At 73.1% G+C, this 19,018-nt stretch carries 16 protein-coding genes and 1 pseudogene; 12 read left to right on the top strand and 5 right to left on the bottom strand.

Annotated elements, in window-relative coordinates:
• Window positions 1-102 precede the first annotated feature (102 nt).
• Together JE024_RS07340 and JE024_RS07335 are read left to right on the top strand one after the other, a co-directional pair.
• Window positions 103-651, top strand: a complete 549-nt coding sequence (locus tag JE024_RS07340; RefSeq protein ID WP_205372825.1) for an FHA domain-containing protein — start codon at window positions 103-105, stop codon at window positions 649-651.
• 191 nt (window positions 652-842) lie between these two features.
• Complete coding sequence (locus tag JE024_RS07335; RefSeq protein WP_205372824.1) at window positions 843-1,793, top strand: cytochrome P450; 951 nt, start codon at window positions 843-845, stop codon at window positions 1,791-1,793.
• Here the strand turns inward: JE024_RS07335 and JE024_RS07330 are convergent.
• The 3 genes and pseudogenes from JE024_RS07330 to glgX form a co-directional block, all read right to left on the bottom strand.
• A pseudogene (locus tag JE024_RS07330) lies at window positions 1,750-2,112 on the bottom strand (malto-oligosyltrehalose synthase); the annotation flags it as partial. The gene JE024_RS07335 and the pseudogene JE024_RS07330 overlap by 44 nt on opposite strands.
• Window positions 2,082-4,301, bottom strand: a complete 2,220-nt coding sequence (gene treY / locus JE024_RS07325; protein WP_205372823.1) for a malto-oligosyltrehalose synthase — start codon at window positions 4,299-4,301, stop codon at window positions 2,082-2,084. The pseudogene JE024_RS07330 and the gene treY, both read right to left, overlap by 31 nt.
• A gap of 261 nt (window positions 4,302-4,562) precedes the next feature.
• The gene (gene glgX / locus JE024_RS07320) at window positions 4,563-6,683 is read right to left on the bottom strand and encodes a glycogen debranching protein GlgX (protein ID WP_205372822.1); all 2,121 of its coding nucleotides are present in this window, start codon (window positions 6,681-6,683) and stop codon (window positions 4,563-4,565) included.
• Window positions 6,684-7,170: 487 nt separating this feature from the next.
• On the opposite strand from glgX, the gene JE024_RS07315 reads away from it, so the two are divergent.
• Window positions 7,171-8,406 carry a DUF5919 domain-containing protein gene (locus JE024_RS07315; RefSeq protein ID WP_205372821.1) on the top strand — a complete coding sequence of 412 codons (1,236 nt, stop codon included), beginning with the start codon at window positions 7,171-7,173 and terminating at the stop codon, window positions 8,404-8,406.
• 134 nt (window positions 8,407-8,540) lie between these two features.
• Window positions 8,541-9,266, top strand: coding sequence for a 3'-5' exonuclease (locus tag JE024_RS07310; RefSeq protein WP_205372820.1), 726 nt, complete (start codon window positions 8,541-8,543; stop codon window positions 9,264-9,266).
• Between the two features lie 165 nt (window positions 9,267-9,431).
• Here JE024_RS07310 and JE024_RS07305 read toward each other — a convergent pair whose 3' ends face one another.
• Window positions 9,432-10,292 (bottom strand): phosphotransferase enzyme family protein, encoded by an 861-nt coding sequence (locus tag JE024_RS07305; RefSeq protein WP_205372819.1) that lies wholly within the window; start codon window positions 10,290-10,292, stop codon window positions 9,432-9,434.
• Window positions 10,293-10,461: 169 nt separating this feature from the next.
• Between JE024_RS07305 and JE024_RS07300 the strand changes: the two genes are divergently transcribed.
• From JE024_RS07300 to JE024_RS07265, 8 genes are all read left to right on the top strand, one after another.
• A complete protein-coding gene (locus JE024_RS07300; protein WP_205372818.1) occupies window positions 10,462-11,367 on the top strand; it encodes a carbohydrate ABC transporter permease in 906 nt (301 codons plus the stop codon).
• Complete coding sequence (locus JE024_RS07295; RefSeq protein ID WP_205372817.1) at window positions 11,364-12,206, top strand: carbohydrate ABC transporter permease; 843 nt, start codon at window positions 11,364-11,366, stop codon at window positions 12,204-12,206. The genes JE024_RS07300 and JE024_RS07295 overlap by 4 nt, the downstream gene beginning before the upstream one ends.
• Window positions 12,206-13,495: an ABC transporter substrate-binding protein gene (locus tag JE024_RS07290; RefSeq protein WP_205372816.1), complete on the top strand. Its 1,290-nt coding sequence runs from the start codon at window positions 12,206-12,208 to the stop codon at window positions 13,493-13,495. The genes JE024_RS07295 and JE024_RS07290 overlap by 1 nt, the downstream gene beginning before the upstream one ends.
• An 84-nt stretch (window positions 13,496-13,579) precedes the next feature.
• Complete coding sequence (gene mgt, locus JE024_RS07285) at window positions 13,580-14,818, top strand: macrolide-inactivating glycosyltransferase (RefSeq protein ID WP_372449774.1); 1,239 nt, start codon at window positions 13,580-13,582, stop codon at window positions 14,816-14,818.
• A 308-nt stretch (window positions 14,819-15,126) separates the two neighbouring features.
• Complete coding sequence (locus JE024_RS07280; protein ID WP_205372814.1) at window positions 15,127-16,326, top strand: S8 family peptidase; 1,200 nt, start codon at window positions 15,127-15,129, stop codon at window positions 16,324-16,326.
• A gap of 119 nt (window positions 16,327-16,445) precedes the next feature.
• The gene (locus tag JE024_RS07275; protein WP_205372813.1) at window positions 16,446-17,003 is read left to right on the top strand and encodes a DUF1697 domain-containing protein; all 558 of its coding nucleotides are present in this window, start codon (window positions 16,446-16,448) and stop codon (window positions 17,001-17,003) included.
• Window positions 17,004-17,028: 25 nt separating this feature from the next.
• Window positions 17,029-17,373 carry a nuclear transport factor 2 family protein gene (locus tag JE024_RS07270; protein ID WP_205376423.1) on the top strand — a complete coding sequence of 115 codons (345 nt, stop codon included), beginning with the start codon at window positions 17,029-17,031 and terminating at the stop codon, window positions 17,371-17,373.
• Window positions 17,374-17,451: 78 nt separating this feature from the next.
• Entirely contained in the window at window positions 17,452-18,108 is a 657-nt protein-coding gene (locus JE024_RS07265) for a mycothiol-dependent nitroreductase Rv2466c family protein (protein ID WP_205372812.1), read from the top strand.
• Window positions 18,109-18,263: 155 nt separating this feature from the next.
• On the opposite strand, the gene JE024_RS07260 is transcribed toward JE024_RS07265, so the two are convergent.
• Window positions 18,264-19,013, bottom strand: coding sequence for a sirohydrochlorin chelatase (locus JE024_RS07260; protein WP_205372811.1), 750 nt, complete (start codon window positions 19,011-19,013; stop codon window positions 18,264-18,266).
• Between the last annotated feature and the right edge of the window lie 5 nt (window positions 19,014-19,018).

Genomic DNA, 19,018 nt, shown 5'->3' with positions numbered 1-19,018 from the left:
GACCGGAACCGATCCTTCCGTGCAGGTCAGGGCCTTCGTCCCGGACGGCCTCGCATCACCTCTTCTGGACACCTCGGGGCCTCCGGGCCGACAATCTGTCGGGTGACGTCCTCTCCCGAGTTCCACACGTATCCCGCGCGGCTGTCGGACGCGCAGCGCGAGCGTGTCCTCGATGTGCTCAAAGAGGGCGCGGCGCAGGGCAGGCTGTCGCACGACACCTTCGTGCGCCGGATGGAACTCGCGCTGGCGGCGCAGGTGCCCGCCGAACTGGACGCGCTCACCGCCGACCTCACCGAGAAGGGGCGGCTCACCCGTCGGCTGTACCGGGCCGTGAGCCACGCGTCGGCGTTCTCGGTCCGGCTGCGCAGGGCCTGGCAGGCCGAGAAGCTGCCCCCGCTGCTCTTCCCCGAGCCCGGGCCGCACCCGCTGCGGATCGGCCGGGACCCGGCCAACGGGCTGCGCCTGAGCCATGACACCGTCTCGCGGCTGCACGCCGAGCTGAGCTCCCAGGGCCGGCTCTGGGTGCTGCGCGACCTCGGCTCCACCAACGGCACCACCGTCAACGGACGGCGGGTGACCGGCTCGATCGTCGTCCAGGACGGCGACATGGTCGGCTTCGGCAGCATGTCCTTCCGCCTGACCGCGCGCTGAGCCGCCCCCGTTCCCGCCTGCCGGTGCCGGGGGCTCGTCGGCCCGTGATCATGGGCCGCGTCCCCGAATGGCCCACAGGCTCCGCCGTCACCCGTGCGGGTGCACGGGGCGGGCGGCGGCGGCGCGCCGGTGGTCGCCTGGAAGGACCGCGAGCCACGAGGAGCCGCGGCCGTGACAGGGGAGCACCTCAGATGCACGCCGACATGCACCTCACGCCCGACCCGGTACCGCCCGGCCCTTCGGCCGTGCCGCCCACGCCCGTCTCCCACCGGCCCGTCCTGCTGCCGGGGCTGCCGACCGGCAACGAGCACGAGCTCTACGAGGGGTACCGGGTGCTCCGCGAGGAGCACCCGCTCACCTACGACGCCTCCGTCGGGGCATGGCTGCTCAGCCGCTACACCGACGTCGCCACCGCGCTCAACGACCTCCGTTTCACGCACGGCCACCGGCCGGGCGACGACGCCTGCGCCGAGCATCTGGCGCCCGTGCCGCAGCCGATGCGCGAGGTCGTCAAGCGCACCGCCTACGTCCTGGCCCGGCGCATCGCCGGCCGGGAGCAGGCGGACCTGGTGGAGGAGTTCTGCAAATGGCTCCCGTCCGGTGCCGTCGGCGTCCGCGGCAGGACCGCCGGACGGGCGCTGCTCGCGGGGCGGTGCGTCGCGCAGGTGTCGGTGCGCGAGAAGGCGCTCGCGTCGTTCTTCGCCAACGTCATCGACCACCCCGACCGTGTCGCCGCGCTCCGGGCCGAACCGCGCCTGATCGCCCGCGCGTGGACGGAGTCGCTGCGGCGCGACCCTCCGGTGCTGGTGGTGATCCGCCGGACGTCGGCCAGGGTCACCCTGAGCGGCGGCACGCTGCCCGCCGGAGCCACCGTGGCGTGCCTGATCGGCGCGGCGGGCCGGGACCCGGAGCGGTTCCGCGAACCGGACCGCTTCGACATGCTCCGGGGCGACCCCGGGCAGCTCACCTACGGTCTCGGCGGCTGCCCGGCGGTGGCTCTCGCGGCGATGGAGGCCGAGTACGGGCTGCGGGCGCTCACCGAGGCGATGCCCCGGCTGCGCTGGGCCGAAGGATTCCGGCCGGTCTCCAGCGGACTGATCACCCGCTCCCCGAAGTCGCTGCTGATCCGCCCACGCGGCTGAGCAGGACCACCGGGCGGGACGCGAGGAGGCCGGCGAGCGGCACCGGGCCGCCGCCCTCGATCTCCCGCGTCCCGTCGAGCAGGTCGGCCCAGCGCCCCGGCGGCAGCTCCAGGGCGGTGTCCCGCCAGCCGCCCTCGCGGTCGAGCCGCAGGGACAGCCGGGTGACGACCGAGACCACCTCGCCGGACCGGTGGAAGGCGACGCAGTGGTCCGCCGCCGGGCCCATCGCCTCCAGCGGGCCGTAGGAGCCCGCGGCGCCGAACACCTCGGGGCGCTCGCGCCGCAGCCTCAGCGCGGTGGCGGTGAGCGCCAGCTTCTCGGCCCCGACCGCGCTGTCCGGTGCCCCGCTCCCGCCGGCGTCCGCGCCCGCGCCGGCCGGCGCGGAGCCGCCGCCTCCGCGCGGCCCGCCGCGCGCGGGGTGCCGGCCGTGACCGGTGTGTCCGCGTCCGCCGCGCGCGGTGTGCCGGACATGGCCGGTGCGTCCGCGTCCGCCGTGGCCGGGAGCGGATCGGGAAGCGGGTCCGGGAGCGGTGCGCCGAAGCGGGCGGGGGCCCTGTTGTCGGGGTCGACCAGGGCGAGGAACTCCCGCTCCGAGCCCTGGTACACGTCGGGCACCCCCGGCATGGTGAGGTGCAGCAGCGCCGCTCCGAGCACATTGGCCCGCACCCAGGGGGCGAGCTCCGCCACGAAGCGCCGCACCGACTCCCGGGCGGGCCCCGCGGGACCCGAGCCCACGAACGCGGCGACCGCCTTCTCGTAGGCAGGGTCGGCCTCCGTCCAGCTCGTACGGACGCCGGCCTCCCGCACGGCCTTCAGCAGCGCCGCCTCCAGCCGGTCGGCGTCCGGCAGGCCGAGCCCGACCGCCGTCTGCCAGGCCACCCAGGCCAGTTGGGCGTCGGGGGGCGGGGCCGCCTGGGCGGTGATGCCGGCGAGGAACTCCGCCCACCGCTCGGGGCACTCCGAAAGCACGGCGATCCTGGCCCGCACGTCCGCGCTGCGCTTGGTGTCGTGGGTCGTGAGCACCGTGCCGGTGCCGGCCCAGTCCTGGGCGAGACGGGCGCAGAAGCGGTGGAAGGACGCCGGCCCCACCGCGGGGTCGCCCGGGTCGCCGCCCACCTCGTTCGCCGAGATGAGGGGGGCGTAGCGGTAGAAGGCGGTGTCCTCGACCGCCTTGGCGCGCAGCGCCGACGCCGTCTGCGCGAACCGGGCCCGGAAGCGGCCGTGGTCCGGGCCGTCGCCGAGCCGTCCGAGGGCCAGGTCGCGCACCACGTCGACGGCGAGGGCCTCCTCGGCGACGGTGAACGTGTCCCGGGCCGCCGCAGCCGCCTCCTCCGGCAGGGCGGCCTCCGCGTCCACCCGGTACGGGCGGTAGACCGGCACCCTGACCAGCAGCTCCCGCAGCGCGTCCCGCAGGGCCCAGGGGGCCAGATCCCGCAGAGCCGGGTCCGCGGCGCAGATCCGCTCGGCGATCCGCACCAGGGTGGACGTCTCTGCCGCCAGCTCGTGGGTCACCACCGTGTAGGCGGCGCGGCGCACGGTGTCCTCCCAGCGGCCGCCGAGGCTGTCGTCGGCCTCGGTGAAATCCCGGTAGGCACCGCTCAGTTGCCGTATCCCGGCCGGGTCGGTGAACAGGCCGTCGATCCGGTGCAGCGCGTCGTAGCCGGTGGTGCCGGCGACGGGCCAGCCGGCGGGCAGCCGCTCGCCGCCGGTGAGGATCTTCTCCACCACGATCCAGCAGGCCTCGCCCGCCGCGTCCTGGAGCCTGCGCAGATAGCCCTCCGGATCGGCGACGCCGTCGGGGTGGTCGACCCGCAGCCCCTCGACCACCCCGTCGTGCACCAGCTCCAGGATCTTGGCGTGGGTCGCGTCGAAGACCTCCGTGTCCTCCACCCGGACACCGATGAGGTCGGACACGGTGAAGAAGCGCCGGTAGTTGAGCTCGGTACGGGCCAGGCGCCACCAGCCGAGCCGGTACCACTGGTGGTCGAGCAGCTCGGGCAGCGGCAGGTGCGCCGTCGCCGCGCGCAGCGGGAAACGCTGCTCCCCGTGGTGCAGGACGTCACCCTCTACCCGCATCCTGGCGAGCTCGTCGCCGACGCGCCCCGGGAGCACCGGCAGCAGCACCTTGCCGTCCCCCGCGTCCCAGTCGATGTCGAACCAGCGGGCGTACGGCGAGCCGGGGCCCTCCCGCAGCACCTCCCACAGCGCGTGGTTGTACGCGGGCGCGGCGGCCATGTGGTTCGGCACGATGTCCAGCACGAGGCCCAGGCCGTGCTCGCGGGCGGTGCGCGAGAGGGCGCGCAGCCCCTGTTCGCCGCCCAGCTCCTCGCGGACCCGGCCGTGGTCGACGACGTCGTACCCGTGGGTGGACCCCGGCACCGCCTCCAGCACCGGGGACAGGTGGAGATGGGACACGCCGAGCGCGGCGATGTAGGGGACCGCCGCCTCGGCGGCAGCGAACGGGAAGTCCGGCTGGAGCTGGAGCCGGTAGGTGGCGGTGGGTGTCATGCGAACATACGTACCCGCCGTGCACGCTTCTGTGCCGCGCGGCACCGCTGTTCGGTCGATCGAGTGATCGTCCGGCGGAACGGGAACTTCCCGCGCATGTGCGTGCGCGGGACGCGAACCGGAGAGGCCTGCGCGGGACGCGAACCCGGGACGCCCGCGCGGGACGCGAACCCGGGGCGCCCGTGCGGGACACGGACCGGAAACGCCTGCGCGCGGCGCGGACCCGGGAAGGCCCGCGCGGGGCGCGGAGACCAGGGGCGCCTAGGCGGGACGCCGCAGCACCGTCAGGCTGCGCCCCACCAGGGGCACCACTTCCCCGGCCGTCACCGTGGGCCCCTTCCCGGGCGGGACGCCTTCGCTGCGCGCGGTGTCCACGACCACCTGCCACGCCTCCCCGTGGTTCACCGGAACGACGAAGTCCAGATCCTCCGCGCCGGCGTTGAACATCAGCAGGAAGGAGTCGTCGGAGATGCGCTCCCCGCGCGGGCCGGGCTCCGAGATGGCGTGGCCGTTCAGGAACACCGACAGGGCCTTGGCGTGGGCGGCCTGCCAGTCGCGCTGCACCATCTCCTCACCCTTGGGGGTGAACCAGGCGATGTCGGTGAGCTCGTCGTGGGTGCCCTCCACCGGACGGCCGTGGAAGAAGCGCCGCCGCCGGAAGACGGGGTGGTCGCGGCGCAGCCAGACCATGGTCTTGGTGAAGGCGAGCAGCGAGCCCTCCTCGTCGTCCCCCGGATCCGGCCAGCGCACCCACGCGATCTCGTTGTCCTGGCAGTAGGCGTTGTTGTTGCCGCCCTGGGTGCGGGCGAACTCGTCGCCGTGGCTGAGCATCGGCACGCCCTGCGACAGCATCAGGGTCGCGATGAAGTTGCGCATCTGCCGCTCGCGCAGCTCCAGCACCCCGGCGTCCTCGGTCCCGCCCTCGGCCCCGCAGTTCCACGAGCGGTTGTGGCTCTCGCCGTCGCGGTTGTTCTCGCCGTTGGCCTCGTTGTGCTTGCCGTTGTAGGAGACGAGGTCGTGCAGGGTGAAGCCGTCGTGGCAGGTGGTGAAGTTGATCGAGGCCAGCGGCCGGCGGCCGTCGTCCTGGTAGAGGTCGGACGAGCCGGTGAGCCGGGAGGCGAACTCGGCCAGGGTGCGCGGCTCGCCGCGCCACATGTCCCGCACGCAGTCGCGGTACTTGCCGTTCCACTCCGTCCACAGCGGGGGGAAGTTGCCGACCTGGTAGCCGCCCTCGCCGACGTCCCAGGGCTCGGCGATCAGCTTGACCTGGCTGACCACCGGGTCCTGCTGCACCAGGTCGAAGAACGAGGAGAGCCGGTCCACCTCGTGGAACTGGCGGGCGAGGGTGGCGGCCAGGTCGAAGCGGAAGCCGTCGACGTGCATCTCGGTCACCCAGTAGCGCAGCGAGTCCATGATCATCTGGAGCACGTGCGGGCTGCGCATCAGCAGCGAGTTCCCGGTGCCGGTGGTGTCCATGTAGTACCGGCGGTCGTCGGTCAGACGGTAGTACGACTCGTTGTCCAGGCCGCGGAAGGAGAGCGTCGGGCCGAGGTGGTTCCCCTCCGCCGTGTGGTTGTAGACGACGTCCAGGATGACCTCGATGCCCGCCTGGTGGAGCGCCTTCACCGCCTGCTTGAACTCGAGCACCTGCTCGCCCCGGTCGCCCCACGAGGCGTAGGCGTTGTGCGGGGCGAAGAAGCCGATGGTGTTGTAGCCCCAGTAGTTGTTCAGCCCCGCGTCCACCAGCCGGTGGTCGTTGACGAACTGGTGGACCGGCATCAACTCCAGAGCCGTGACCCCCAGTTCCGTCAGATGCGAGATCACGGCGGGATGGGCGAGCCCCGCGTAGGTGCCGCGCAGCTCGGGGGGCAGCTCCGGGTGCAGCTGGGTCAGGCCCTTCACATGGGCCTCGTAGATCACCGTGCGGTGGTAGTCGGTGCGCGGCCGGCGGTCGTCGCCCCAGTCGAAGTACGGGTTGACCACCACCGACGTCATCGTGTGCGGCGCCGAGTCGAGGTCGTTGCGCGAGTCCGGTCTGCCGAAGTGGTAGCCGTAGACCGACTCGTTCCAGTCGATCGCGCCGCTGACCGCACGCGCGTACGGGTCGAGCAGCAGCTTGGCCGAATTGCAGCGCTGCCCGCGCTCCGGCGCGTACGGACCGTGGACCCGGAAGCCGTAGCGCTGGCCGGGCATCACCCCCGGCAGATACGCGTGGCGCACGAAGGCGTCGGTCTCGCGCAGCTCGACCGCGGTCTCCGAGCCGTCCTCGTGCAGCAGACACAGCTCGATGCGGTGCGCCGCCTCGGAGTGCACCGCGAAGTTGGTCCCGGCGCCGTCGTACGTGGCACCGAGGGGGTACGCCTGTCCCGGCCAGACCTGCATAGATATGACTCTTCCATTCCGATCCGGGTACGGGGGAACCACTCGGCCAAGATCCTCCCCCGAACCGGGGCAAGCTCCTAGGACTTCGCGCCGTCCTACCGGGTGACCGGCCGGAAACCTGCCCGACCGCCTCCCGGTGTCCTCGATCACCGTGCCGCGGACATGATCCCGGACAAAGAGTGTCGAGGGGGAGAATTTCGTCAATCCGGTCGTCCGGGTCAACATCGGGTTACATGTCGTCGCTCGCGCCGGGCGGCCGCCGCGCGCGGCGCGGCCGGACCGGGCGTACGCCGGCGTACGCCCGGCGCCGGACGGCTGACGTCTATGAATCCGCTCACTCCGTCTGATGCACCTGTGCGGAACAGTCTTCACAAACAGGGGAGTTGGGAAACAACCACGGCCATCCTGCTGCACCGGCTCCCGATGGCGGAGTAGGCTCCTTGATCGTCGAAGACGGGGCGGTCCAGGAGCAGAAGGCGGTGCGCGGGTGAGCTCGGGAGGGCTGGAGCTACCCCCAGGTGACGCGGGTCACGAGGGGGGAGACTCCGCCGAGATCCCGCCAGGAGCGGTCTCGCTCGCGCGGCCGATCGAGATCGGGGCGGAGCTCGACTGGGGGGCGGAAGCCTGGAGCGAGGTGCGCACGCGCGCCCAGCGGGCCGGCCGGGCGTACATCTGGCTGAATCTGGTGGAACAGCGGCTGCGCGCCGTGGTCGCCGCGGTGCTGCGGCCCATCTACGACCCCGTCCACGGAGAGGACTGGGTCGTCGCCGCGGCCGGACCGGCGGGCCAGGAGTGGGTGCAGCGCGCCGTCGCCGTACGCGAGGTGTCCCGCCGCAAGGGCTATCTGCTCGACCCGGCCGACGACAACGTGCTGTCCTTCCTCACCCTCCCGCAACTGCGCGAACTGATGGTCCAGCACTGGCCCTGCTTCGAGCCGTACTTCGACGACCGGCGCGACGTCGAGCTCGCCCTCGACGAGCTGGAGGTCGCCCGCAACGTCGTGTCGCGCAACCGCGCCCTGAACGAGGCCGTCCTCGCCCAGGCGGAGCGCGCCTCCGCGCGCCTGCTGGAGATACTCGGCAGCGGCGCCGGCGTCCCGTCCGCCGACCGGCTGCCGGTCGACGCGGTCGAGGACCTCGTCGGCGACCGGTACGCCGACGTCGTCTCCGTCCACCCCGACCGGGTCAGACTCCAGCGCCAGCTTCCCGCCGAGGACCTCTTCGGCGGCGCGCGGCGCGTCGACGCGATCGGCATAGGCCTGAATCTGCTGGTGCAGAACTTCTCCGGCCGCCGGCTCATCCGGCTGGCCGAGTCCGGCTGCCGGGTCCGGCTGCTCTTCCTCAACCCCGCGAGCAGCGCCGTGAAGCGGCGCGAGCGGGAACTCGGCCTCAAGAAGGGCGAACTGAGCCGCACGGTCGAGATGAACATCCTCCATGTGCGCCGTGTGCGGTCCCGGCTCAGGGACCCCGGCGCCTTCCAGATCCAGGTCTTCGACGAGACCCCGCGCTTCACCGCCTATCTGGTCGACGGCGACGGCCCCGACGGTGTGGCCGTCGTCCAGTCCTATCTGCGCAGGGCCCGGGGCATGGAGGCGCCGGTGCTGGTGCTGCGCGGCGGCGGCAGGTCCGTCGTCCGGTCCGGCCAGGACAGCGAGACCGGTCTGTTCCAGACCTACCGCGAGGAGTTCGAGTCGGTGTGGACCGACTCCCGCCCCGTCTCCTGACCCCGCGCGGACCCGGCCCCTTCGGCGCGGGCACGGGCGGCGGGCCGGGAGGCGCCGGGCCCGTTGTCAGTGCCCCGTGCGAAGGTGAACATCCATCGGGGGAGCGCACCATCGCACCATGGAGGAGGGGGCACATGTCCTGGCACGGGGGCACACTGGTCGGATTCGATCTGGAGACGACCGGCACCGATCCGCTCGACGCCCGCATCGTGACGGCCGCGGTCGTCGAACTGCGCGCCGGGGAGCCGGTACGGGGGCACGGCTGGCTGGCCGACCCCGGGATAGCGATCCCGGCACAGGCGTCGGCCATCCACGGCATCAGCAACGAGCGCGCCGCGGCGGAGGGGCGTCCCGCCGGGGAGGTCGCCGAGGAGATCGCGCAGGTGCTCACCCGCCACTGGGAGCAGGGCGTCCCGGTCGTCGCCTACAACGCGGCCTTCGACCTGACCCTGCTCTCCGCGGAACTGCGGCGCCACGGGCTCGCCTCGCTCGGCGAGCGGCTGGGCGGCCGGCCGATAGGCCCGGTCGTCGACCCGTACACCATCGACCGGGCCGTCGACCGCTACCGCAAGGGCAAGCGCACGCTGGAGGCGGTCTGCGCCGAGTACGGCGTCACCCTGGACCGGGCCCACCGCGCGGACGCGGACGCGCTCGCCGCGGTGCTCGTCGCCCGCGCGATAGCCGAGCGGCACCCCTCGGTGGCGGCGCTCGCGCCGGAGACGCTGCACGAGCGCCAGGTGCGGTGGTACGCCCAGTGGGCCGTCTCCTTCCAGGACTTCCTGCGCCGCAAGGGCGACCCGGAGGCCGTGGTCGACACCCACTGGCCGCTGCGCGAGCCGGCACCGGTCACCGGGGTCTGACCGCCGCCCCCTGCCGGCCACCGCCGGGCATCGTCGCCCCTTGCGGGCGACCGCCCGGGCCGAGGCGGGGCCACCCGCCGGGCCGCGTCGGGGACCACCGCCGCCCTTGAGGGCCGCCCGCCGGGCCGCGTCCGGGAGGGCCACCCGCCAGAGGACGGCCACCCGTCAGAAGGGGTGCCAGCGGGTCCCGGGGTCCTCGTCCCGCAGCGACGCCACCCGCCGGCGGAACTCCGCCAGCGCCTTGGGGTTGGCGGGAGCGTGCTGCGCCACCCAGGCACAGCTCGCCGTCTCACGCGCCCCGCGCAGCACGGCGCAGCCGTCCCAGCCGCGCACGTCCCAGCCGTACGTCGCGGTGAAGGCGTCGTACGCCCCGGGCGCGAGACCGTAGCGGTCCCGGGAGAGCGCCATGACCACCAGATCGTGCTCGCGCAGGTCCGACGAGACGGTCTCCAGATCCACCAGCACCGGCCCGTCGGGGCCCACATGCACATTGCGGGGGAGCGCGTCGCCGTGGATGGGCCCCGGCGGCAGATGGGGGACGAGCGCGGCCGCGGCCTTGGCGAAGCCGTCGCGACGCCCCCGCAGGTACTCGGCGTCCGCCGGATCGATGGCGTCGCCGGCCAGCCGCAGCCACCGCTCCACCCCGCCCAGCAGTTCACGCCGGGGCAGTTCGAAGGAAGGAGAGGGAAGCTCATGCACCAGTCGCAGCAGCCGGGCGAGATCCTCGGGCCCGGCCGGACGCACGGACTCGGGCAGTCGGTGCCACACGGTCACCGGATGGCCTTCGACGAGCCGCGGCCTGGGCTCGGCTGCCCGCACCGCGGGCACCCCCGCGTCGGCCAGCCAGCCGGCCACGGCGAGCTCCCGCTCCGCCCGGGGCAGCAGCTCCGCGTCCCTGCCGACCTTCACCACCAGGTCGCCCACCGCGAAGACGGCGTTCTCGCCGAGCGCCAGCAGTTCCGCCCCCGGGGTGCGCCCGGCGAAGCCCGCCGCCGCCAGTACGTCCCGTGCCCGTGTCTCGTCCATGTCCTTCTCTCCGCGTGCCGCCCCCGGCCGGGTCGCCGGCCGATCCGGCCAAGTCTCGCATCCGTGCAGGCAGCCTTGACGAACCGACGGCCCGTCAGCACGATGACGGGGGCCGCCCGGCAGGCCGGACTTCCGCGAGGGGTATCCATCGGCCCAAGGAGTCGCGTCCGTGACATCGTCGACCGCACCGGTGAAGTCCAGGGGGCGCAGCGACCGGGGCGCGTGGTTCCTCGTGCTGCCCGCGCTGCTGCCGATCCTCCTGCTGAGCGTCGGCCCGCTGCTGTACGGGGTGGTCCTGGCCTTCACCGACGCCCAGGCGGGACGCACCGAGCCGACCCAGTGGGTAGGGACCCTCAACTTCCAGGACCTCCTCCACGACAGCCTGTTCTGGGACTCCTTCCGCATCGGCCTGCTCTGGGCGGTCGGGGTGACCGTGCCGCAGTTCCTCCTCGCGCTCGGCCTGGCCCTGCTGCTGGACCAGCGGCTGCGGCTGCGCTGGCTGGCCCGCGCGCTGGCGATCATCCCGTGGGCGATGCCCGAGGTCGTGGTCGGCATCATGTGGCGCCTGGTCTACAACCCGGACGCGGGCATCCTCAACGAGACCATCCGCGACCTGGGGCTGGGCGACGGGCGGGACTGGCTGACCGGCCTGGCCACCGCGCTGCCCGCCGTGATCCTGGTGGGCGTCTGGGCGGGCATGCCGCAGACCACCGTCGCCCTCCTCGCCGGCCTCCAGAACACGCCGGGCGAGCTGCACGAGGCGGCGGCGCTCGACGGAGCGGGCGCCTGGCGCCGGTTCCGCACCGTCACCTGGCCCGCCATCAGACCCGTGGCCCTCGCGATCACGGCACTGAACTTCATCTGGAACTTCAATTCCTTCGCCCTGGTGTACGTGCTCACCAGCGGCGGCCCCGGCGGACGGACACGGCTGCCCATGCTCTTCGCCTACGAGGAGGCCTTCCGCTACGGCCAGTTCGGCTACGCGGCGGCCATGGGCTGCGTCATGGTCGCCGTCGTGTCGGTGATGCTCGCCTTCTACCTGGTGGGACGGCTCCGAGGAGGCGACGACGCATGACGGCACTGCGCACCGGCAGGGCCGGCCGGGCGGCCCAGTACGCGGCTCTCCTCTGCTACCTGGTCTTCCTCGCCTTTCCGTTCCTCTGGCTCGTCTCCATCGCCTTCAAGCCGGCCGCCGAACTCGGCTCCCTGCACCCCACCTGGATCCCTGAGGACCCGACCCTCGACAACTTCCGGCAGGCGTTCGACGAACAGCCGCTGCTCCGGGCGGCGGGCAACAGCCTGATCGCCGCGCTCGCGGCCGCGCTGATCGCCGTCACCGTCGCGACGCCCATGGCGTACGTGATGGCCCGCCGGCGTTCCGCCCTGACCACCGCGGCGACCGGCTGGGTGATCGTGAGCCAGGCGTTCCCGTTCGTCCTGGTGATCATCCCGCTCTTCCTGGTGCTGAAGAACCTGCATCTGATCAACACCCTGGCCGGGCTGGTGGCGGTCTATGTGACCTGGTCGCTGCCGTTCGCGCTGTGGATGCTGGTCGGCTATGTGCGGGCGGTGCCGAGGGAGCTGGAGGAGGCGGCCGCGGTGGACGGCGCGGGACGGCTGCGGGTCCTGGTCTCCGTCACGGCGCCGCTGCTCGCCCCGGGGCTGGTGGCGACGGGCCTGTTCGCCTTCATCACCGCGTGGAACGAGTTCTTCTTCGCCCTGGTGCTGCTCAAGTCCGCGGAGAAGCAGACCCTGCCGGTCGTCCTCACCCACTTCCTCGGCGCGGAGGGGGTGGCCGACCTCGGGCCGCTGGCCGCGGCCGCGTTCCTCGCGACCATCCCCTCGCTCCTGGTCTTCGCCGTGATCCAGAAACGGATCACCGGCGGCATGCTGGCGGGGGCGGTGAAGAGCTGATGCGCGCACGCCTGCTGACCGCCGCTGCCGCCGCGCTCGCCCTGCTGCTGTCCGGCTGCGGCGGCGACGGGGGACCCGACGACGGGACGATCCGGCTCCGCTTCCAGTCGCTCGCCTGGCAGAAGGAGTCCGTGGACGCCAACAAGGAACTGGTCGCCGAGTGGAACGCCGCCAACCCCGGCGTGCAGGTCGAGTACGTCCAGGGCAGTTGGGACAGTGTGCACGACCAGCTGCTCACCTCGTTCGAGGGCGGCGAGGCGCCGGACATCATCCACGACGCCTCCGACGACCTCGCCGACTTCGCCTACGGCGGCTACCTCGCCGACCTCACCGGTCTGCTGCCCGACCGGCTCCGGGCGGACATCCCCGAGCAGAGCTGGCGTACGACCGCCTTCGGCGACGGCATATACGGCGTGCCGTTCCTCCAGGAGCCGCGGGTGCTCATCGCCAACCGGAGGATCCTCGATGCGTCGGGCGTCCGGGTGCCCACCGCGGACCGGCCCTGGAGCTGGGAGGAGTTCCGCCGGGTGGCACGGCGGATGACGGACCACATGGGCGAGGGGAAGTACGCCGTCGCCTGGCCGCTGAAGGAGCCGGTGTCCGCCACGCTGAACCTGGGCCTGTCGGCGGGCGGCCGGCTCTTCCACCGCGGCGGCGACGGCAAGGTCACCATCCGGTTCACCGGCTCCGACGCCGTCGTCCCCGGGACCGTCCGCGGCCAGGTGGACGACGGCAGCGCCTCGCGGAGCACCCTCGGCATGGGCGGTTCGGACACGCTGCCGGGTCTGTTCGGCGGCAAGTACGCGATGGTGCCGCTCGGGTTCTCCTACCGGCAGCAGATCGTGCAGCAGGCGCCCGCGGGCTTCGAGTGGACGGTGCTGCCCGCCCCCGCGGGCAGCGAGGGGCCGGAACAGGGCGTCAGCCCGCAGACCTTGTCCATCGCCGAGGACAGCCGCCACAAGCGGGAGGCGGCGCGCTTCATCGACTTCATGCTGCGGCCCGCGAACATGGTGCGCCTCGCCCTCGGCGACTGGATGCTGCCGACGGGCACCGAGGCGCTCAAGGATCCGGCGCTGCACACACCGGAGGCCGGCTGGGCCACCGGAGCGGCCCTCGCGCGCGAGCTGAGACCGGCGCCCGCGCAGTCGGTGCGCGGCTATCCGGAGTGGAAGGACAAGGTGGCGACCCCGGCGTACCAGGAGTACTACAGCGGGGCGATCGGGGCGGCGGAGCTGAGAAGGCGTCTGGTGGAGGACGGGAACCGGGTCCTGGCCCGCTATCAGCGCTGAGGGCCGCGGGGAGGGACCGGAGGAGAGGAGCGGGATCGCGCGGCCGGACCGGAGGAGAGGAGCGGGATCGCACGGCCGGACGGAATGAGGTTGCACGAGACGTATCGTCTCGCTTACGGTAGGGGCATGACCACCGCAGCCCCCGCTCACGTCGCCATGTTCTCGATCGCCGCCCCCGGCCACGTCAACCCGAGTCTCGAAGTGATCCGGGAGCTCGTCGCCCGCGGCCACCGCGTCAGCTACGCCATCCCCGCGTCCTACGCGGAGAAGGTCGCGGCCACCGGCGCCCGGCCCGTCGTCTACACCTCCACGCTCCCCACGGAGGACGAGCCGGAGCGGTGGGGCACCGAACTGATCGACAACATCGAGCCGTTCCTCGACGACGCGATCCAGGCGCTCCCGCAGCTCGCCGAGGCCTTCGCGGGGGACGAGCCGGACCTCGTCCTCCACGACATCACCTCCTATCCCGCGATCGTCCTCGCCCACCGCTGGGGCGTCCCGGCCGTCTCCCTGTCGCCCAACCTGGTCGCCTGGAAGGGCTACGAGGAGGAGGTCGCCGAGCCGATGTTCGCGCCGATGCGTGCGACCGAGCGGGGCAAGGCGTACTACGCCCGCTTCACGGCCTGGCTCACGGAGAACGGAATCACCCTGCATCCCGACCCGTTCGTGGGGCGGCCGCCGCGCAGCATCGTGCTCATCCCCCGGGCCCTCCAGCCGCAGGCAGACCGGGTCGACGAGAACGTGTACTCCTTCGTCGGCGCCTGCCAGGGCGACCGCGCGGACCAGGGGGAGTGGCGGCTGCCCGAAGGGGCGCGCAAGGTGCTGCTGGTGTCGCTCGGTTCGGCGTTCACCAAGCACCCCGCCTTCTACCGCGAGTGCGTGAAGGCGTTCGGCGGGCTGCCGGACTGGCACATGGTGCTCCAGATCGGCCGCCACGTGGACCTGGCCGACCTCGGCGAGGTGCCCGCCAACGTGGAGGTGCACCGGTGGGTGCCGCAGCTCTCCGTGCTGCGGCAGGCCGACGCGTTCATCACCCACGCCGGCGCCGGTGGCAGTCAGGAGGGGCTCGCCACCGGCACCCCGATGGTCGCGGTCCCTCAGGCGGTCGACCAGTTCGGCAACGCGGACATGCTCGTGGACCTCGGCGTGGCCCGCCGGCTGTCGAGCGACGAGGCGACGGCGCACGACCTGCGGGAGGCGGTGCTGTCGCTCGTCGCGGACCCGGAGGTCGCCCGGCGGCTGGCGGAGATCCGGGCCGGGATGGAGGACGAGGGGGGCACGCGGCGCGCGGCGGACCTGATCGAGGCCGAACTGCCCGTGTGAAGGTCCGGTGCCCCCGGGTGAAGGTCGCCGGAGGCCCGCGTCCGGTGGCGGCGCCCACCCAGGTCTCCTGGGTGGGCGCCGTGTCGTGTGCAAAGAGCAAAGGCGCTCTTGTACCCGGGAGTTGGGGGTTGAGACCAACGCGGGGAGGTGCTGGCGGGATTCTGTTAAGAAACCTTGTTGAACAAGTCAGGAGGCCATGAAGGTCTTGATCTGCGCGCGTCAATCGGCCAGGGTTTCGAGTCAGCCCCCGGAGATCTTCCGTCCGAAGGGCAATCCCCCCACAAATGCTGACGAGGAGACCTCTCTTCATGGCAACTCACAAGCGCTCCCACCGGATCAAGCTCACCGCGGTCGCCACGGCGGTCGTGGCGGCGGCCGGAGCCACCCTGCTCAACGCCCCCTTCGCCGGTGCCGCGGCACCCGCCGAGGGCACCGTCTACGGCGCGAACGCGGAAGGCGCCGTCGCGGGCAGCTACATCGTGCTGCTCGACGAGAAGGCGGACAAGAAGGACCTCGCCGAGGAGTACGGCGGCACGCTGAAGCGCAGCTACAGCTCCGCCGTCAACGGCTTCGCCGCCAGCGGCCTCACCGAGACCGAGGCCAAGCGCCTGGCGGCCGACCCGGCCGTCTCCAAGGTGGTGCAGAACAAGAAGTTCACCATCGACGCCACCCAGGAGAACCCGCCCTCGTGGGGCCTGGACCGGGTCGACCAGACCGACACCGCGGCGGACAGCAAGTACACCTACCCCGACGCCGCCGGTGAGGGCGTGACGGCCTACGTCATCGACACCGGAGTCCGCATCTCGCACTCGGACTTCGAGGGCCGGGCCACGCACGGCTTCGACGCCGTCGACAACGACGACTCCGCCGACGACGGCAACGGCCACGGCACCCACGTCGCCGGGACCATCGCCGGCGCCGCGCACGGCGTCGCCAAGAAGGCGAAGATCGTCGCGGTGCGCGTCCTCGACGACAACGGCTCGGGCACCACGGAGCAGGTCGTCGCGGGCATCGACTGGGTCACCCAGAACCACCAGGGCCCCTCCGTCGCCAACATGAGCCTCGGCGGCGGCGCCGACGAGGCCCTCGACGAGGCCGTCCGCAAGGCGATCGCCGCCGGTGTCACCTTCGGTGTCGCCGCGGGCAACGAGTCCAGCGACGCGAGCCAGGGCTCCCCGGCCCGCGTCCAGGAGGCCATCACCGTCGCCTCGTCGACGAAGGACGACGCCCAGTCGGACTTCTCCAACTTCGGCGAGATCGTCGACATCTACGCGCCGGGCTCCGACATCACGTCCGCCTGGAACGACAGCGACGAGGGCACCAAGACCATATCCGGCACCTCGATGGCGACCCCGCACGTCGTCGGCGCCGCCGCGGTCTACCTCGCCGGCCACCAGGACGCCACCCCGGCGGACGTCGCCACGGCGCTCACCGGGGGTGCCACGCCCGACAAGATCACCAACCCGTCCGCGGGCACGCCCAACAAGCTGCTGAAGGTCGTCGAGTAGACGGTCCCCGGCACCCTGCCGCCGGGCGCCGCACACCGGCGCCCGGCACGCCGGGCCGCTGATACGGCGGTCGCCGTGCCCTCCCCCACGGGGCACGGCGACCGCCTTATCGTGTGCCCATGACAGCCAGATACGCGGTCCTGCTGCGCGGAATCAACGTCGGCGGCGCCAGGAAGGTACCCATGGCCCGGCTCCGCGAGGTCCTCGCCGACCTGGGGTACGACGACGTCGTCACATATCTGCAGAGCGGCAACGCCGTGCTGAGCGCGCCCACGGACGCCGGCGGCGAGGAGGCGGTCGCCGCCCGGATCGAGGCGGGGATCGAGAAGGCCTTCGGCTTCCGTGTCGAGACCCTGGTGCGCGACGGCGCCCATCTGCGGGCCGTCGCCGACGCGTGCCCCTTCCCGGCCGCCGAACTCCAGGGCAAACAGCTCCATGTCACCTTCCTGTCCGGCGCGCCGGACGCCGAGCGGCTGGCCGCCGTCGACACGGCCGCGCTGCTGCCCGAGGAGTTCAGGACCGGCGACCGCGTGCTGTACCTCTACACACCCGACGGGCTCGGCCGCTCCCGGCTCGCCCAGGTGCTGGCGAGGCCCTCCCTCTTTCAGGGGCTGGTGGCCACCACCCGCAACTGGAACACCGTCGCCAAGCTGGTGGAGATGACCCGTGAGCGATGACCCGGACGGCGCCGTGAGTGCGGCGATGGAGGCGGAGTTCCGGCTGCTCGACCCCGCGGTGCGCTCCTCGCCCGACCTCCTGGCGGACCTGCTGCACCCGGAGTACGAGGAGTACGGCACCTCCGGACTGCTGTGGAACCGGGAGAGCATCATGGCCGCCCTCAACGCGCGGGACGCCCCGTCGCCCCGGCCGATCACCACGTCCCGGATGCGGGGCGTCCAGCTCGCCCCCGGGATCGTGCACCTCACCTTCGACACCGAGTCGGGCCCCCATCGCGCCCACCGCAGCTCCATCTGGCGGCTGACCGGCGGCACCTGGCTGCTCTACTTCCACCAGGGGACCCGGTTCGACCTGCTCGCCGAGGGCTGACCCGGGCTCAGGTGGCCCACCGGGACAGTGCCGAAGTGGACCGCTCGCCTGTGCCACTCGATGGCTAGGGTCGGCCGTATGGACACCACGGACCGCCCCCGGACCACGGCCGCCGTCACCGGCGGAACCGACCGCCCCGCCGTCGACTTCTACTTCGACCCCGTCTGCCCGTTCGCCTGGATCACCTCGCGCTGGATCCTGGAGGTGGCCCGCGAACGCCCGCTCGACCTGCGCTTCCATGTGATGAGCCTCTACCTCCACAACGAGGGCGCCGAACTCCCCGCCTGGTACCGCGGCCTGGTCGACCGCTCCCTCGGCGTGGTGCGCGTGGTCGCCGCCGCCGCGGAGCGGCACGGCGACGGTGTGCAGGGCGGCCTCTACACCGCGCTGGGCACCCGGATCCACCGCGAGCGGAACGAGGACTTCGACGACGTCGTCGCCACGTCGCTCGCGGAGCTCGGCCTGCCCGCCTCACTCGCGGCGGCCGCCGGCGACCCCGTCTGGGACGAGGCCCTGCGCGCCCGCCACGACCGGGGCAAGGACCCCGCGGCCGACGCGTACGTCGGCACCCCCACGCTCCACGTCGACGGCACGGTGTGGTTCGGTCCGGTCCTGAACTCGGTGCCCCGGGGCGAGGAGGCGGTACGGCTCTTCGACAGCTTCCGGGTCCTCGCCGGCCACCCCGGGCTGTTCGAGCTGAAGCGGACCCGCACGGGCAGCCTCGTCCTCGACTGACCACCGGAGCCGGTGCGGGACGCGGACCCGCACCGGCAGCCTCGTCCTCGACCGAGGGCCGGGGCCGGGGCGGGAGCGGGACGCGGTCGCGGCCTCGGCCCGCAGCCGAGCCCGGGCCCGCAGCCTCGTCCCCGACTGGAGGAAGGGGCCGGCCGTCAGGCCGTCGCCGCCATGTCGGCCGTCGCCGCGGCCTCGTCGCAGCGGCGGAGCATCAGTTCCGCCAGCTCCCGCGACGGGCCGAGGACGGCGGCGAGCACGTCCGCGTCCCGGGCGCCCTCGGCGATCCGGTCGGGCAGCCGGCCCGGCGCGATCACGTAGGGGGCGACCGCGACCCGTTCGCAGCCCTCCGCCCGCAGGGCGCGGACCGCGTCCTCGGTGCGGGGGAAGCCGCCGGGTGAGACAGCGGAGGCGAACGCAGGCCGCACGGCGCACCAACCGGTGTGCCGCAGCTCCCGCGCTGTTTCGGCGATCACTGCGATCGCCTCCGGGTCGGTGGAGCCCGCCGACGCCAGCACCAGGCCGGTCGAGCTCATGTCGGCCGGGCCCAGCCCGGCCTCGGACAGCCGCCGCCGCACCGCGGACAGCAGCAGGGGCGACGGGCCGAGGACCCCGGCCTGGCGGACGCGGAGCGCCGCCGGGGCCGCGCGCAGCACCGCCGGGATGTCGGCCTTGGCGTGGAAGGCGCGGGTCAGCAGCAGCGGCAGCGCCACCACCTCGCGTGCCCCGTCGGCCGCCAGCCGCTCCAGGACCCGCGGCACCGAGGGGGCGTTGAAGTCCAGGAAGCCGACCTCCACGCGCAGCCCGGGCCGCAGCGACCGCACCCGCCGTACCAGGGCGTGCACGGTCGCCGCGTGCCGCGGGTCGCGGCTGCCGTGGGCGACGACGAGGAGGACGGGACGGTGCATCGCGA

Source organism: Streptomyces zhihengii (assembly GCF_016919245.1).
Classification (GTDB): Bacteria; Actinomycetota; Actinomycetes; order Streptomycetales; family Streptomycetaceae; genus Streptomyces; species Streptomyces zhihengii.
Note: the sequence above shows the minus strand (reverse complement) of the source record. Positions and strands in the feature narration are given on the sequence as shown.

Excerpts from the sequence above, each read along its gene's own strand:
- JE024_RS07335 (WP_205372824.1), top strand. The coding sequence starts at position 843 with ATGCACGCCGACATGCACCTCACGCCCGACCCGGTACCGCCCGGCCCT.
- treY (WP_205372823.1), bottom strand. The coding sequence starts at position 4,301 with ATGACACCCACCGCCACCTACCGGCTCCAGCTCCAGCCGGACTTCCCG.
- glgX (WP_205372822.1), bottom strand. The coding sequence starts at position 6,683 with ATGCAGGTCTGGCCGGGACAGGCGTACCCCCTCGGTGCCACGTACGAC.
- JE024_RS07310 (WP_205372820.1), top strand. The coding sequence starts at position 8,541 with ATGTCCTGGCACGGGGGCACACTGGTCGGATTCGATCTGGAGACGACC.
- JE024_RS07305 (WP_205372819.1), bottom strand. The coding sequence starts at position 10,292 with ATGGACGAGACACGGGCACGGGACGTACTGGCGGCGGCGGGCTTCGCC.
- JE024_RS07295 (WP_205372817.1), top strand. The coding sequence starts at position 11,364 with ATGACGGCACTGCGCACCGGCAGGGCCGGCCGGGCGGCCCAGTACGCG.
- JE024_RS07290 (WP_205372816.1), top strand. The coding sequence starts at position 12,206 with ATGCGCGCACGCCTGCTGACCGCCGCTGCCGCCGCGCTCGCCCTGCTG.
- mgt (WP_372449774.1), top strand. The coding sequence starts at position 13,580 with ATGAGGTTGCACGAGACGTATCGTCTCGCTTACGGTAGGGGCATGACC.
- JE024_RS07280 (WP_205372814.1), top strand. The coding sequence starts at position 15,127 with ATGGCAACTCACAAGCGCTCCCACCGGATCAAGCTCACCGCGGTCGCC.
- JE024_RS07275 (WP_205372813.1), top strand. The coding sequence starts at position 16,446 with ATGACAGCCAGATACGCGGTCCTGCTGCGCGGAATCAACGTCGGCGGC.
- JE024_RS07270 (WP_205376423.1), top strand. The coding sequence starts at position 17,029 with ATGGAGGCGGAGTTCCGGCTGCTCGACCCCGCGGTGCGCTCCTCGCCC.
- JE024_RS07265 (WP_205372812.1), top strand. The coding sequence starts at position 17,452 with ATGGACACCACGGACCGCCCCCGGACCACGGCCGCCGTCACCGGCGGA.
- JE024_RS07260 (WP_205372811.1), bottom strand. The coding sequence starts at position 19,013 with ATGCACCGTCCCGTCCTCCTCGTCGTCGCCCACGGCAGCCGCGACCCG.